This window comes from Pseudomonas sp. SCB32 (assembly GCF_009189165.1).
Lineage (GTDB): Bacteria > Pseudomonadota > Gammaproteobacteria > Pseudomonadales > Pseudomonadaceae > Pseudomonas.
In genome coordinates, this window is record NZ_CP045118.1 from 2,896,997 (window position 1) to 2,912,713 (window position 15,717).

At 65.9% G+C, this 15,717-nt stretch carries 11 protein-coding genes; 5 read left to right on the forward strand and 6 right to left on the reverse strand.

The annotated features are described in order from the left end of the window. Positions 1–5: 5 nt before the first annotated feature. From GA645_RS13580 to csiR, 5 genes are all read right to left on the reverse strand, one after another. Entirely contained in the window at positions 6–2,090 is a 2,085-nt protein-coding gene (locus tag GA645_RS13580; protein WP_152223548.1) for a hydantoinase/oxoprolinase family protein, read from the reverse strand. Between the two features lie 13 nt (positions 2,091–2,103). Further along, on the reverse strand, positions 2,104–3,783 hold the full coding sequence (locus tag GA645_RS13585) for a hydantoinase B/oxoprolinase family protein (RefSeq protein ID WP_256676189.1): 1,680 nt from the start codon (positions 3,781–3,783) through the stop codon (positions 2,104–2,106). A 319-nt stretch (positions 3,784–4,102) separates the two neighbouring features. Next, positions 4,103–5,284, reverse strand: a complete 1,182-nt coding sequence (locus tag GA645_RS13590) for a hypothetical protein (protein WP_152223550.1) — start codon at positions 5,282–5,284, stop codon at positions 4,103–4,105. A gap of 76 nt (positions 5,285–5,360) precedes the next feature. Next, positions 5,361–6,701, reverse strand: coding sequence for a cytosine permease (locus GA645_RS13595; RefSeq protein WP_152223551.1), 1,341 nt, complete (start codon positions 6,699–6,701; stop codon positions 5,361–5,363). A 209-nt stretch (positions 6,702–6,910) separates the two neighbouring features. Beyond that, positions 6,911–7,600 (reverse strand): DNA-binding transcriptional regulator CsiR, encoded by a 690-nt coding sequence (gene csiR / locus GA645_RS13600; RefSeq protein WP_152223552.1) that lies wholly within the window; start codon positions 7,598–7,600, stop codon positions 6,911–6,913. Positions 7,601–7,794: 194 nt separating this feature from the next. Between csiR and glaH the strand changes: the two genes are divergently transcribed. From glaH to gabP, 5 genes are all read left to right on the forward strand, one after another. Beyond that, positions 7,795–8,772 (forward strand): glutarate dioxygenase GlaH, encoded by a 978-nt coding sequence (gene glaH, locus GA645_RS13605; RefSeq protein ID WP_152223553.1) that lies wholly within the window; start codon positions 7,795–7,797, stop codon positions 8,770–8,772. A gap of 131 nt (positions 8,773–8,903) precedes the next feature. Further along, complete coding sequence (gene lhgO / locus GA645_RS13610) at positions 8,904–10,154, forward strand: L-2-hydroxyglutarate oxidase (RefSeq protein WP_152228083.1); 1,251 nt, start codon at positions 8,904–8,906, stop codon at positions 10,152–10,154. A gap of 38 nt (positions 10,155–10,192) precedes the next feature. Beyond that, complete coding sequence (gene gabD, locus GA645_RS13615) at positions 10,193–11,641, forward strand: NADP-dependent succinate-semialdehyde dehydrogenase (RefSeq protein ID WP_152223554.1); 1,449 nt, start codon at positions 10,193–10,195, stop codon at positions 11,639–11,641. Between the two features lie 72 nt (positions 11,642–11,713). Beyond that, complete coding sequence (gabT, locus tag GA645_RS13620; protein ID WP_152223555.1) at positions 11,714–12,991, forward strand: 4-aminobutyrate--2-oxoglutarate transaminase; 1,278 nt, start codon at positions 11,714–11,716, stop codon at positions 12,989–12,991. A gap of 148 nt (positions 12,992–13,139) precedes the next feature. Then, positions 13,140–14,546, forward strand: a complete 1,407-nt coding sequence (gene gabP / locus GA645_RS13625) for a GABA permease (protein WP_152223556.1) — start codon at positions 13,140–13,142, stop codon at positions 14,544–14,546. A gap of 250 nt (positions 14,547–14,796) precedes the next feature. Here the strand turns inward: gabP and GA645_RS13630 are convergent, their stop codons facing one another. Then, positions 14,797–15,717, reverse strand: a complete 921-nt coding sequence (locus GA645_RS13630; RefSeq protein WP_306092913.1) for a LysR substrate-binding domain-containing protein — start codon at positions 15,715–15,717, stop codon at positions 14,797–14,799.

The following is a 15,717-nucleotide window of genomic DNA, read 5'->3' on the forward strand; positions in this document are numbered from 1 at the left end:
CCGCATCAAGCGCAGCGCGTCACCCGGTAAGTGGCCGACGGTTCGAGTGTTGCCTGCCAGAGCGGTGGAACCACGATATTGGTGGTGTCCTCCTCGATCACGCAGGGGCCCTGGACCGTCTGGCCCGGCAACAGGCGGTTGCCGTTGAACACGGCGGTGGACTGGAACTCGCCATCGGCGCTGAACAGCATCGGACGCAGGCTGTCCGGCACCGCGACCGGCGGGTTGGCCGGGCCCTGCAGTTCGAGCTGCGGCGGACGCGGCAGGTGGCCGATCACCGAGCACTCCAGGTTGACCAGTTCCACCGGGCTGGCCTCCTCGCTGTAGGAGAACAGCTTGCGGTGCCGCTCATGGAAGGCCTCGCAGAGCGCGGCCAGGCCCGCCTCGTCGAGTCGGTGCGCCTCCAGCTCCACGCTGCATTCGTGGATCTGCCCGAGGTAGCGCATTTCCAGGGTGTAGTGGCAGCTGCTGCTTTCGTCGGCGAAACCGTCGTCGCGCAGGTTGACCAGGCCTTGCTGGCGCAGGTCGGCCAGGGCGCGGTTGAGCTGCTCGAGGTCAACGTGTCCGGCGTCCAGGCGCATCGGCAGGGTGGTCAGCTGGTCATAGCGCACGTCGGAGAGGATCTGGCCGAAGGCGCACAGGCCGGAGGCGACCTTGGGGATCAGCACGGTCTGGATGCCGATTTCCTCGGCCAGGCGCACCACGTGCATGCCCGCCGCGCCGCCAGCGCCGATCAGGGCGAAGTCGCGCGGGTCGTGGCCGCGTTCGATGGACACCCGGCGGATGCCGTTGACCATGTTCAGGTTGACCAGGGTGGTAATGCCGAAGGCCGCGCGTTCGATGCTGATGCCCAGCGGGTCGGCGATCTTCTGCCGAATGGCGTCCAGCGCGGCCTGGCGGTTCAGGCGGATGGTGCCGCCGAGCAGGGCGCCGTCCGGCAGGTAGCCCAGGGCCAGGTTGGCGTCGGTCACGGTCGGTTCGCTGCCGCCCTTGCCGTAGCACACCGGGCCGGGCTTGGCGCCGGCGCTGCGCGGGCCGACCTGGAGCATGCCGAACTCGTCGAGGTGGGCGATGGAGCCGCCGCCGGCGCCGAGGGTTTCCACCTGGATCATCGGCACGCCGATGCGCTGGCGGAGGAAGTCCACGTCCTTGCTGAAGTTGGTGCGCCCGGCGTTGGTCAGGGTGATGTCGAAGGAGGTGCCGCCCATGTCCACGGTGATGATGTTGTCGATGCCGAAGGGCCGCGCCACCGAAAGCCCGGCCTGGGGCGCGGAGGCCGGGCCGGAGTTGATGGCGTTCACCGCCCGCTCGCGCATCACGTTGCCCGGCGCGAGGCCGCCGTTGGACTGGAAGTAGCGTACCGGCTGCTGGGTGCCGAGCTCCTCGAACAGCGCGTCGATGCGTTCGACGTAGCGCGCCATCACCGGGCTCAGGTAGGCGTTGACCACGGTGGTGGAGGTGCGGGTGTATTCGCGGATCTGCGGGAAGACCTCGTAGCCGGTACAGACGAACACCCCCGGCAGCGCGGCGCGCACCAGTTCGGCGGCGCGTTTCTCGTGGCTGGGGTTGCGCACCGACCAGACGAAGGAGATGGCCACGGCCTCCACGCCTTCGGCGCGGAAGTAGTCGATGGCGTCGCGCACTGCGCGTTCGTCCAGCGGGCTGTGCTCGCGGCCGTCACCGAGAATGCGTCCGCCGACGGGGCGGCGCAGGTGACGGGGCACCAGCATGTCTGCCGGCGGGTAGTGGGCGTCGTAGCGGTGGCCTTCTTCCTTGTGGCCGAGGCGGATTTCCAGGCTGTCTTCGTGGCCGGCGGTGCAGAGCAGGCCGACCTTCACGCCGGTGCGTTCGATCAGCGCGTTGAGGGCGACGGTGGTGCCGTTGATGCACAGGTCGCAGTTGGCAATGATGTCCGCCGGGGTGCGGCCGGTGGCGTCGGCGATCTGCGCCAGGCCGGCGCGGATGGCCAGGGTGCCGTCCTGCGGGGTGGAAGGGGCCTTGAACAGCTGCACGCCGCCGTCACGGTCGGCCAGGATGAAGTCGGTGAAGGTGCCGCCGGCGTCTATGCCCAGGCGATATTGGTTGCGCATGTCGGATCTCCGGTCAGAACTGGCCGCGGGCGGCGCGGGTGGCGGTTTCGTCGAGGTGGCCTTCGGCGTCGAGGATCACGCCGTACTCCAGGGCCGCGCCCTGGGGCGAGACCAGGCCATTGCGGACATCTTGCAGGACCGCCGCCACCGGGCGGCGCAGCGGGTCGCCGTAGCCGCCGCCACCGGGATTGACGTTGATGATCCGCTCGCCGGGTTGGATGGTGAGCATCGGGTTCTGCACGTAGTGGTCTTCCTCGCCGTCGGCGTGGCGGTGGATCAGGCGGCCGAGCTTGGGCTCGAGCATTGCGTTACGCGCTCCGGCTGCGCCGGCGGTGGGCAACTGACGGCCTTCGCCGAAGCCGACCACGGTCATGCCGTGCTCAAGCGGCTCGATCTCCAGGCGGGTGCCGGAACCACCGCGGAATTCACCGGCGCCACCACTGTCGGCCATCAGGCTGTAGCGGTGGATCAGGATCGGGTAGGCATGCTCCAGCAGCTCGATATCGCCACTCATCAGTGCGCCGAAGCAGCACAGCGGGCCGCAGGCGTGCCAGCCATCCATCACCTTGTTGGCGCCGGCGCCGGCGATGATCGACGCCAGCACCATGGTCACGTATTCGCTGTTGGCGTTGCGCGGATCGAGGCCGGCGATGTTGATGCCGCTGGCATGCCCCCAGGAGGCGGTGACGCGCTGCGGGGAGGCTTGCTCCAGCGCCAGGCGCACGGCGTCGGCCAGGGTTTCCATCGGCGTGGTGGTGCAGTTGACGTGCGGCGCGGGCTCCTGGGCGTTGCACAGGGTGCCCCTGGGGCCGACGTCGACGCTGACGCAACGGTACAGGCCCTCGTTATAAGGCGGGGCGACCTGGGCGAACATCATCAGCCCGAGGTAGACGCCGGAGACCGAGTTGCCCTCGTAGGAGTTGATGAAGTAGGGCACCTGGGGCGGACTTTCGATGCGGATGTGGGCCTCGTCGCCACGGATTTCCACGTGGGCGGTGATAGCCAGTTCGCCCAGGCCGTGGCCGGAGTCTTCGAGCACGGCGGTGCCGCTGTAGTGGCCATCCGGCACGTCGCGCAGCAGGGCACGCATGTGGCGGTCGGCCATGTTCTTCAGCTCGGCGATGCAGGCGCGGACCTGTTCCACGCCGTACTTGTCGAGCAGCTCCAGCAGGTGGCGCTCGCCGACCTTGCAGGCGCCGTACTGGGCGTTGAGGTCGCCTTCCTGGTAGGGACGGGCGCGCATGTTGGTGAGCATAAAGTTGATCACGTCTTCGCGACGCTTGCCCTTTTCCCACAGCTTGACCGGCGGGATGCGCAGGCCCTCGGCGTAGATTTCCTTGGCGTCGGGGTTGTAGCCGGCCGGCACCGGGCCGCCGATGTCGGTGAGGTGGCCCTTGCAGACGGTCCAGAACACCAGCTCGCCCTTGTAGAACACCGGCTTGTACATGCAGCAGTCGAGGATGTGGCTGCCCTTGTAGGCCGGGTCGTTGTGGTAGATCACGTCGCCTTCGGCGATGTCGTCGCCGAAGAAGCCGGCCACGCACTTCATCGCGGGAATCAGCGAGCCCAGGTGGATCGGGATGTCCTGGCCCTGGAGGATCATCTCGGGGAGGTGGTCGAACAGGGAATTGGAATAGTCATGGGCCAGGTTGAACACACTGGAGCGGCCGGTCTTTTCCAGGGTCAGGGTCATCTCGCGTTGCGCTGTTTCCAGCGCGCCGCGTACGACCGCGAGAGTGATCGGATCAACTGTTTTCATGGGGCACCAACGCTTGTTTTTATGTTTCGGGTGAGGGTCGTACGTGTACGGCCCTTGCTGCATACGCTACGGCCGGCGGGGGCGGCTGGCTTGTCGCTGGGTGCACCGGTTGTTGCGTTTTGGCGCACTGCGGAGGCGGGCGGTCAGGCAGCAAGGAGATGCCCCCGCGAGGCGGGGGCGAACGCATGGGCTCAGGCGAGGGAAGGGCGCGGGCATCGCGTGTGCAGGCGGCTGTCAACTGCCCGGCGGCGCCTCAGAAGTAGTAGCCGATGTTGCTGTACAGCTGGTTCTCCCAGTGGTCGGTGCCGCCCGCGCCCAGGCTCTGGGTGTAGCTGCCGCCGCCGATGTAGGGGTCGTTCTTGCCGTGCAGCCATTCCAGGGCGATCCACAACGGGCCGAGGGTGAAGGAGCTGCCGGCGATGAAGCGCTGGGAGTCGCGGAAGTCCGACTCGTCCTTGTCGAACAGGCTGTAGTTGGCGTAGAGCTTGACGCCGGAGAACCAGCCGTACTGGCCCGGCAGGCTGTAGCTGAGGTCCGCCACGTAGAGGTTGCCCTTGGCGGCGACGTTGAAGGTGCCGTCGAAGCTGCCAAAGCTCACCAGACGGTCGTCGCCGGGATTCTCCGGGGTCATCTGCTGCCGCGCGGCCTGGGCCTGGAAGCCCCAGGGGCCGTTCTGCGCGGTGGCGTGCAGTGCGGCAGCGGTGCGGTGGCCGTCGCGGCCGGTGTCCTGGTTGTCCAGGGTGGAGGCCAGCAGCGAGACGCCGGCTTCGCCGCTCCAGTCGCCGGCCTGGTACTTGCGCGCCAGGCGGCCGACGAGGATGTCCTGCTCGTGGTTGTCGCTGCCGTCCACCACGTAGTCATCGGCGCTGGCGACGCTGGTACCGTAGGTGCGTCCGCCCCGGCTGGTGCCGCGGCCCTGCTCGGCGGTGATCGGATAGTAGGCGGCCTGCAGGTCCCAGTTGCCCTGCCGGGCGAGGTACTTGAAGCCGATGTCCTGGGTGTCTTCCAGGCCGATCACGTTGCCCAGGGTTTCGAAGAAGGTGCTGCCGAAGTACGGCGCCAGGCCGAAAGGGATGGCGGTCTGGCCGACCTGCACCTGCTGCTCGGGGGTGAAGCGGTAACCGACCCAGGCGTACTCGGCGAAGGAGATGTCGCCGACCCGGTCGGTGTATTCGTAGGGGTAGTCGCCGCCGTAGAAGCGGTACTTGGCGGCCGCTATCCAGCTGTCCGAGTGGTAGTCGGCGGTGAGGAAGAAGGTGTCGAAGCTGAACTCGGAGATGTCGCGGTCGGGGTCGTAGTCCAGACGGCCGCGCAGGGCGCCGCCGAGGTCGAGGTTGTCGGTGATTTCCACGGCGCTGGCTGGTTGTGCCAGGCCGAGAGCGAGGGTGGGCAGGGCTGCGAGAATCGAGATAAGCCGAATGCGTTGCGGGTGCATGAACCGCTCCAGATGTTCTTGTAGTTGTAGGGGCATGGGGTTGCAGGGAGGAGGCCGCCCGCCGGGCGGCCGAAGATCAGCCCAGGTCACCCTGGGGTTGGGCACGGCGTGACAGCAGGGGCGCGAGATAGCCGAGGAAGGCGACGAGGAAGGCCGCCGGCGCCGAGGAGGTGGCCAGTTCGGCGACGCCGCACAGGTGCAGGCCGATGCCCACGATCGCGGAAACCAGCCAGGCGATCAGGCCACGGGCGCGGAAGGCGGGCAGGCCGTCAAGGCGATAGCGGGTGTGGCGGGTGACCAGCAGGTGGGCGAGGGCGATGGCGACCCAGCCGACGATCAGCAGGCTCTGGTAGGCCAGTGCCTGGAGGATGTAGCTGAACACGTCGAACAGCATCAGCAGGTAGACCAGCGCGCCGGTCAGCAGTGCCCAGGCCACGTAGGGGACCCAGGCCAGGCCCAGGTGCCCGGCGAATGCCTGCAGGTTGGTGGCGGCGAGGAAGAAGTTGCCGGTGTTGATGCGGGTCTGGCTGATCCAGACGAAGAGCAGGCCGCCCAGCCCCATCAGCTGGATGATCGCCAGCACCACCGAGACCTCGCTCAACCCGCCCTCGGTGGGGATGGTGGCGGCGAGGAAGATGCCCACCAGGCCGTTGAGCAGGAAGGCCACGCAGTAGAAGGGCATGCCGAAGTTGATCCGCGCGTGGTAGCGGCTGTCTTCCTTGCGGCCGAAGCGTGCGTAGTCCCAGGTGTACATCATCAGCACCCAGACGCCCATGAAGTAGGTGAAGCAGTTCCACCAGCCGTGGGGTAGCGGTCCGTCCTTGGGCGCCAGTGCCAGCCAGGCGGGGGAGTAGCCGTATTCGCCGATGGCCATCGCCACCGCCGCCACCAGGCCGAGCAGGTAGAACGGCAACAGCACGCCGTTGAGTTTGTCGAGCCAGCGCAGGGCATTGCCGAAGATCAGCAGCACGCTGTAGACGACCACCAGCAGGAACGCCGCATGCAGTTCGAGGCCCGGCAGGTAGTGATGCAACGCCACTGCCATCACCGAACCCTCGAAGACCGCGTAGTAGATGGCCGTGGCGCTGAAGATCAGCGTGGCCAGCGCGGCGCCGGTGCGGCCGAACAGCACCTGGGAGAACTGCGCCACCGAGAGGCCGGTGGCGATGGCGTGGCGGCTGATGACGGCGTTGACCAGGCCGTAGCTGATCACCGACAGCACCAGGCCGATGATGGCGTTCAGCGTGCCGTAGCCCATGGCCAGGGCCGCGGCCACCACCAGGTAGAACATCGCGCTGCAGATGCCCCACCAGGCCATGGTCAGGGAGCCGCGGCCGAGCCGCTGCGAGTCCGGGACCGCACCTTGGGAGTGGGACTGTTCAGGGGATGAATCGTGGTTCGAGAGTGCTCCAGCCATGACCGTACCTTTCTTGTTGTTGGAGTGGGGAGGCTCCAAGACGGTAAGGAAAGTCGGGTAGGCGGGATTGCCGTTAGGTGTACGGGTTTTTGCGCCTGGGTGCACAGGCGCTCTGGGGCGCGGGTCGGGCGAGCGGGAGTGGTTTCAATCGCGATGCGAAGCGGCGCGTCGAGCCACCGCGATCGAGCGCATTCCCACGAACACGGGGCTCAGCGCGTGCCGTTCGCCTGCATGATCTGGGCGATGATCGGCACCGGGGTCATCAGGTGGGTGCGCATCATCTCGCTGGCGCGCTTGGCGTCACGGGCGAGGATGGCGTCGACCAGCGCGGCGTGCTCCTGGCGCTTGAGCTCAAGGGCCTGTTCGGAGAACACCGTCTGGGTCAGCCAGAGATGGCGATAGCGCTCGGCCTGGTCGAACAGGTAGGTGCGCGCCTGCAGCAGGTGCTTGGAGCCGCAGCCGGAGGCGATGGCGGTGTGGAAGGCCTTGTGGCGCTGGTCCCAGACGTCCAGGCGCTGCTCGCGGGTCTTCACTTCCATCACCTTGGCCAGGGTATGGGACTGGGCCAGCACCGAGGCTTCCCAGGCGTCGTCGCCGCGCTCGATGGCGAGGCCGACGATCATCGCCTCGAGATTCGCCCGGGCATCGTAGATGTCCTGCATCTCTTCCAGGGACATGGGGGCCACGCGGTAGCCCTTCTGGCTGATGGCGACCACCAGCTTTTCCGCCACCAATTGCGAGAGCGCTTCGCGCAGGGGACCGACGCCCAGGTCGTAGCGCTCCTTCAGGGCGCTCATCAGCAGCTTTTCGCCGGGCTTGAACACGCCACGGATGATGTCCTGCTTGAGCCACTCATACCCGCTGAATGCCGAGTTTTGACGGGGGGCGAGAGCTTCCAAAGTCCTGTTCCTCAAAGCGTTTTGCGGATCATACCGAAACGTCGTATGGACGAAAAACAATAGACAGATTAGAGAATTGAATTCGTTTTATAAAAATGTAGACATTTCGAATTGATGGCGATATTTTTTGATCGCCCGCCTGATCCAGGTCATTGCTGGACGGGCCAATCCATCTCCAACGCCAGGACACCGCCATGAACGCCTTTACGAAGATCGAGGACCTTGTGATGCCGCTGCCTCTCGAGACCCGGGGTTACACCGTCGCCCCCTCGAAGCAGTCGCCCCGCCTGCTGGAGTTGACCTTCGCTCGCGAAACCGTCGAGGCCTTCGTCAAGGCCGTGGCCGAGTGGCCGGTCCAGGCGCTGGAGTACAAGTCCTTCCTGCGTTTCCGTTTCGGCGAGATTCTCGACGAGCTCTGCGAAGGCACCCTGCGCCCGGTGCTGCTGAACACCATCCTGGGTCGTTCCACCGGCGGCATGCTGATCAAGCCCGTTGGCCTGGATGACGTGAGCCAGGCCGAGGACATGGTGAAGTTCACCACCGCCTGCGCCCACCTGATCGGCCGCTCCAACTACGACGCCATGAGCGGCCAGTTCTACGCGCGCTTCGTGGTGGTCAACACCGACAACTCCGACAGCTACCTGCGCCAGCCGCACCGCGTCATGGAGCTCCACAACGACGGCACCTTCGTCAACCAGATCACCGACTACGTGCTGATGCTGAAGATCGACGAGAAGAACATGGAAGGCGGCAACTCCCTGCTGCTGCACCTGGACGACTGGGAGCAGTGCGACGAGTTCTTCCGCCACCCGCTGGCCCGCCGCGACATGCGCTGGACCGCGCCGCCGAGCAAGAACGTCACCGAGGACGTGTTCCATCCGGTGTTCGATACCGACGCCGAAGGCCGCCCGACCATGCGCTACATCGACCAGTTCGTGCAGCCGGCCAACTTCGAGGAAGGCATCTGGCTGAACGCCCTGTCCGAATCCCTCGAAGGCAGCGCGCAGAAGCTGTCGGTGCCGGTGCCGGTGGGCAGCTTCGTGCTCATCAACAACCTGTATTGGCTGCACGGCCGCGACCGCTTCACCCCGCACGAGGGGCTGCGCCGCGAACTGATGCGCCAGCGTGGCTACATCAGCTACCAGAAGCCGCGCTACCTGCGCGGTCAGTAATCAGGCAGGCCGGAGGGCCGCCCTGGGCGGCTCTTCGCCGTGTCCGGAAAACGCCGGCCCGCCGCATCGACGCGGGTGGGCCGATGCGGACCGCGTAACGATTTGCAGCGCCCCGGCGCGAGGTAATGGCTGTGTACGATTTCATCATCATCGGCGGCGGCATCGTGGGCATGTCCACGGCCATGCAGCTGACCCAGGTATACCCGGACGCCAGGATTCTCCTGCTGGAAAAGGAATCCGGCCCGGCCCGGCACCAGACCGGCCACAACAGCGGGGTGATCCACGCTGGCGTCTACTACACCCCGGGCAGCCTCAAGGCGCGTTTCTGCCTGGAAGGCAACAAGGCCACCAAGGCCTTCTGCAACAAGCACGGCATCCGCTACGACGAATGCGGCAAGCTGCTGGTGGCCACCAACGAACTGGAAATGGGGCGCATGAAGGCGCTCTGGGAACGCACCGCCGCCAATGGCCTGGAGCGCTCCTGGCTGTCCGCCGCCGAATTGCGCGAGCGTGAGCCGAACATCGTCGGCATGGGCGGTATCTTCGTGCCCTCCAGCGGCATCGTCAGCTACGCCGAAGTTACCGCCGCCATGGGCCGCGAGTTCCAGGATGCCGGCGGCGAGATCCGCTACAACGCCGAAGTCACCGGGCTCGACGAGCGCGCCGACGAAGTGGTGGTGCGCACCGCCAGCGACGAATTCCACGGCCGCTACCTCATCACCTGCTCGGGCCTGATGGCCGACCGCGTGGTGCGCATGCTCGGCATCGAGCCGAACTTCATCATCTGTCCGTTCCGTGGCGAGTACTACCTGCTGCCCAAGCAGCACAACCAGATCGTCAACCACCTGATCTACCCGATCCCGGACCCGTCCATGCCGTTCCTCGGCGTGCACCTTACCCGGATGATCGACGGCACCGTCACCGTCGGCCCGAACGCGGTGCTGGCCATGAAACGCGAGGGCTACCGCAAGTCCGATATCTCCGTCGCCGACATGTTCGAGACGCTGACGTCCCCCGGCATCCTCAAGGTGCTGGCGAAGAACCTGCGCCCCGGCCTGATCGAGATGAAGAACTCCCTGTTCAAGGGCGGTTATCTCAAGGAAGTGCAGAAGTACTGCCCGAGCATCACCAAGGCCGACCTCACCGCCTACCCGGCGGGCGTGCGCGCCCAGGCGGTGTCCCGCGACGGCAAGCTGATCGACGATTTCCTCTTCGTGAACACCCCGCGCAGCATGAACGTGTGCAACGCACCGTCGCCCGCCGCCACCTCTGCGATCCCGATCGGCGCCTACATCGTCGGCAAGGTGCGTGAGCAGATCGACGGCACCCAGGCTGGCTTCACCGTCAAGGCCACCGATAACAAGCTGCGGGCCGCCGGCTGAGCCGACGTCACCGCCGCCTACCCCTGAGGATGACAAGCGTGCAACTGAAAGACCCCACTCTGTTCCGCCAGCAGGCCTATATCGATGGCGCCTGGGTCGATGCCGACAATGGCCAGACCGTCCAGGTGAGCAACCCGGCGACCCACGAGATCATCGGCAGCGTGCCGATGATGGGCGCCGCCGAGACCCGTCGCGCCATCGAAGCCGCCGACAAGGCCCTGCCGGCCTGGCGCGCGCTGACCGCGAAGGAGCGCGCCAACAAGCTGCGCAAGTGGTTCGACCTGATGATCGAGAACCAGGACGACCTGGCCTGCCTGATGACCATCGAACAGGGCAAGCCGCTGGCCGAAGCCAAGGGCGAGATCACCTACGCCGCCTCGTTCCTCGAGTGGTTCGGCGAAGAAGCCAAGCGCGTCTATGGCGACATGATCCCGGGCCACCAGCCGGACAAGCGCCTGATGGTGATCAAGCAGCCGATCGGTGTGACCGCGGCCATCACCCCTTGGAACTTCCCGTCGGCGATGATCACCCGCAAGGCCGGCCCGGCCCTGGCCGCTGGCTGCACCATGGTGCTCAAACCCGCCTTGCAGACTCCGTATTCCGCCCTGGCGCTGGCCGAACTGGCCGAGCGCGCCGGCATCCCGAAAGGCGTATTCAGCGTCGTTACCGGCAACGCCGGCGCAATCGGCGGTGAGCTGACCGGCAACCCGATCGTGCGCAAGCTGACCTTCACCGGCTCGACCGAAATCGGTCGCCAGCTGATGGCCGAATGCGCCAAGGACATCAAGAAGGTGTCCCTGGAACTGGGCGGCAACGCTCCGTTCATCGTGTTCGATGATGCCGACCTGGACGCCGCCGTCGAAGGCGCGCTGGTCTCCAAGTACCGCAACAACGGCCAGACCTGCGTCTGCGCCAACCGCCTGTACATCCAGGACGGCGTGTACGACGCCTTCGTCGAGAAGCTGAAGGCTGCAGTAGCCAGGCTGAACCTCGGCAACGGCCTGGAGCAGGGCATCACCACCGGCCCGCTGATCGACGCCAAGGCCGTAGCCAAGGTCCAGCTGCATATCGACGACGCCGTTTCCAAGGGCGCCAAGGTCGTCGCTGGCGGCAAGCCGCACGCCCTGGGCGGCACCTTCTTCGAGCCGACCATCCTGGTCGACGTGCCGAAGAACGCCCTGGTGGCCAAGGACGAGACCTTCGGCCCGCTGGCGCCGCTGTTCCGCTTCAAGGACGAGGCCGAAGTCATCGCCATGTCCAACGACACCGACTACGGCCTGGCCGCCTACTTCTATGCCCGCGACCTGGCCCGCGTGTTCCGCGTCGGCGAGGCGCTGGAGTACGGCATCGTCGGCATCAACACCGGGATCATCTCCAACGAAGTCGCGCCCTTCGGCGGCATCAAGGCTTCGGGCCTGGGCCGCGAAGGTTCGAAGTACGGCATCGAGGATTACCTCGAGATCAAGTACCTCTGCCTCGGCGTGTAAGCACGGCGAACCTCCCACCTTTCCTGGACGGGCCGCGGCCCGTGCAGGGCGATCGCACTACCGGAGTCAACGATGAATACCAACCAGAGCCTGCAACAACGCCGCATGGACGCCATTCCCCGTGGCGTCGGCCAGATCCACCAGATCTTCGCCGAGCGCGCCGAGAACGCCACCGTGTGGGATGTCGAAGGCCGTGAATACCTGGACTTCGCCGGCGGCATCGCCGTACTGAACACCGGCCACCTGCACCCGAAGGTAATGGCCGCCGTGCAGGAGCAACTGGCCAAGCTGACCCACACCTGCTTCCACGTCTTCGGCTACGAGCCCTACGTGGCCCTGGCGGAGAAGATCAACCAGCTGCTGCCGGGCAACTTCGAGAAGAAGACCCTGCTGGTCACCACCGGCGCCGAAGCCGTCGAGAACGCCATCAAGATCGCCCGTGCCGCCACCGGCCGTAACGGCGTGATCGCCTTCACCGGCGCCTACCATGGCCGCACCCAGTACACCCTGTCGCTGACCGGCAAGGTGGTGCCGTACTCCGCGGGCCTGGGCCTGATGCCCGGCGGCGTGTTCCGCGCCCAGTACCCGAATGCCCTGCATGGCGTGTCGGTGGACGAATCCCTGGCCAGCATCGAGCGCATCTTCAAGAACGACGCCGCGCCCCGCGATATCGCCGCCATCATCCTCGAGCCGGTGCAGGGGGAGGGCGGCTTCAACGTGGCGCCGAAGGACTTCATGGCCCGCCTGCGCGCCCTGTGCGACGAATACGGCATCCTGCTGATCGCCGACGAAGTGCAGACCGGCGCCGGCCGTACCGGCAGCTTCTTCGCCATGGAGCAGATGGGCGTCGCCGCCGACCTGACCACCTTCGCCAAGTCCATCGCCGGTGGCTTCCCCCTGGCGGGCGTGGCCGGCCGCGCCGAGGTCATGGACGCCGTGGCCCCCGGCGGCCTGGGCGGCACCTATGCCGGCAGCCCGGTGTCCTGCGCCGCCGCGCTGGCGGTGATCGAGGCCTTCGAGAGCGAAAAACTGCTGGATCGCGCCAAGTCCGTGGGCGAAATCCTGACCACCGGCCTGCGCAAGATCGGTGAGCGCCACAACAGCCTGGTGGACGTGCGCAACCTCGGCGCCATGGTCGCCGTGGAGCTGTTCGAGGGCGGCGACCTGAACAAGCCGGCCGCCGAGCTGACCGGCAAGGTGGTGGCCAAGGCGCGCGAGAAGGGCCTGATCCTGCTCTCCTGCGGCACCTACTACAACGTCCTGCGCATCCTGGTTCCGCTGACCGTCAGCGATGCCGACCTGCAGCGTGGGCTGGCCATCATCGGCGAGTGCTTCGACGAGTTGGCATAAGACTTAAGAGCGTCACCCCTGGTCCCCTGCTCAACCCGCATCTGCCCCGGTCACTGACCGGGGCAGGGCGGGCTTTTTGGGCTTCGCGCCGGGTGATCGCCGAGAGCGACGTCGCTCTCAAGGGCACGACAAGAACAAAGGTAATGCCATGCAGACTGCTAAGAACAACCTGAGTCACGGGTTGAAGTCCCGCCACGTGACCATGCTTTCCATCGCCGGCGTGATCGGCGCCGGCCTTTTCGTTGGTTCCGGGCGAGCCATCGCCGAAGCCGGCCCGGCCACCATCCTGGCCTACATCTTCGCCGGCGCCCTGGTGGTGCTGGTCATGCGCATGCTGGCCGAAATGGCCGTCGCCTCGCCGGATACCGGCTCCTTCTCCACCTACGCCGACCGCGCCATCGGCAAGTGGGCCGGCTACACCATCGGCTGGCTGTACTGGTGGTTCTGGGTACTGGTGATCCCCATCGAGGCGAACATCGCCGCAACCATCCTCAACTCCTGGATACCGCAATTGGATATCTGGGTGCTGTCGCTGGCCATCACCCTGCTGCTCACCGCGACCAACCTGTTCAGCGTGAAGAACTACGGGGAGTTCGAGTTCTGGCTGGCCCTGGTGAAAGTGGTGGCCATCGTCGGCTTCATCATCCTCGGCGCCTGCGCCATCTTCGGCCTGCTGCCGAACACCGGCGTCAGTGGTGTTTCGCGCCTGTGGGACACCGGCGGCTTCATGCCCAACGGCTTCGGCGCCGTGCTCAGCGCCATGCTGATCACCATGTTCTCCTTCCTCGGGGCCGAGGTGGTGACCATCGCCGCCGCCGAATCCGACGCGGCGGAAAAGCAGATATCCAAGGCCACCAACTCGGTGATCTGGCGGATCACGCTGTTCTACATCCTGTCGATCTTCATCGTCGTCGCCCTGGTGCCCTGGACCGACCCGCGCCTGGCCAGCGAAGGCTCCTACGCCGCCGTACTGGAAATCCTCGGCGTACCCCACGCCAAGGCGCTCATCGACGTGGTAGTGCTGACCTCGGTCACCAGCTGCCTGAACTCCTCTCTCTACACCGCCTCGCGCATGCTCTATTCCCTGAGCCGCCGTGGCGACGCTCCGGCGTGTGCCCGGGCGACCACCAGCAGCGGCACGCCGATCTACGCCGTGCTGATTTCCACCGGCGCGGCTTTCCTGACCGTGATCGCCAACTACCTGGTGCCTTCCAAGGTGTTCGGCTTCCTCATGGCCAGCTCCGGCGCCATCGCCTTGCTGGTCTACCTGGTGATTGCGATTTCCCAGTTGCGCATGCGCAAGCGCATGACGGCCGAGGGCAAGGCCATCCAGTACCGCATGTGGCTGTTCCCGTGGCTGACCTGGGGCGTGATCGCCTTCATCCTCAGTGTGCTGGTGGTCATGTTCCTGCGCCCTGACCACCGCGTCGAAGTCATCGCCACCGGTTTGCTCACGCTCGTCGTGGTCTGCTCCGGCCTGCTCGTCACCCGCCGCAGGGCGCGCGAGGAACTGGGTGGGAAACCTCACGGCTTGGCGCGCATCACGGACATCTGAGCGCGTGTCGGAGGGCTGCTTCGTGACGGAAGCAGCCTTCGGGCCGAGAGGCGTTTATCCAGGATGACCCTTGGTCACCGGCAGTTATCGGCCGGGGCCGTTAGCAGACTATGGTTCGTGTGCCAATTACGGACCACAGTCTGCGAGTTCTCGCTCTGCCCTGATGGCCGATGCAGCCGTTGGAGAATGCCTCGCCGTTTCCATGGGCGCTCATGGCTGCCGTCGATGAGGCCTCGGAGTTCCCGCATTCTCATGCACGACCCAGCAGTTCATTCGTCATGTGTTGCTGGTCCTGCCCGCGTGCAATCAGCCAGCGCTGGAAGTCCCGGCATTGTGCCTTGTGGAAATTGTTCCGGTTCCAGGTCAGATAGTACGAAGCGGGCATTGGCAGGGCGCGCAGGCATGGAACGATCAACTGGCCGCACGCCAGATCCCCGCTGATCATCGAGTACTGGGCCAGCACCAGCCCCTGTCCCTGGATGGCTGCCTCGATGGCCATGGATGAAAGCGAGTAGATCCTGCTGTTGCTGATAGGCACGTCATGCACATCATTCAGCGCGAACCACTCCGTCCATGAGGGTGGCGAGTCGAACCTGGGGCGCCAGTCGATGGTTAACAGTGGATAGTCGAGCAGGCTACGGGCGGCCTCCGGAGGCACCGCGGTCGCAAGCAGGGCAGGGCTGCATGCCGGTACCACGCAATCGCGAAAGAGTTCGATGGTGTGCTGGTCATCGTGGATGCCTTCGCCATAGCTGATGCGGAAGTCCGCGCCATTGGCCTCGGACTGAGACGGTTCGGTGTGGGTGCCGTCGAGGTAGACGCTCAGTTCCGGAAAATCCTTCTGCCACTCGGCCACCAGCGGCGCTAGCCATTTGGACAGCAACGACGGCAGGGCGCTGACGTAGAGATTGTTGGCGTTCTTCGCGCGCTCCAGCTCTGCTGTCGCGGCCCGCAGCCGCTCGAAGGCCTGGTTGCAGCCTTCATGAAAGCGCTGGCCAACCGCGTTGAGGCGCAGGCGCTGACCATCCTTGACCGTGAGGCTGATACCGACCGCGTCTTCCAACAACTTCATCTGCTGGCTGACCGCGCCGGCGGAAATGCCCAGGCGTTTCGCAGCCTGGGAAATGCTGCCGCACAGGCCGACGGCCTCGAATATTTCCAGTGCGCGCAA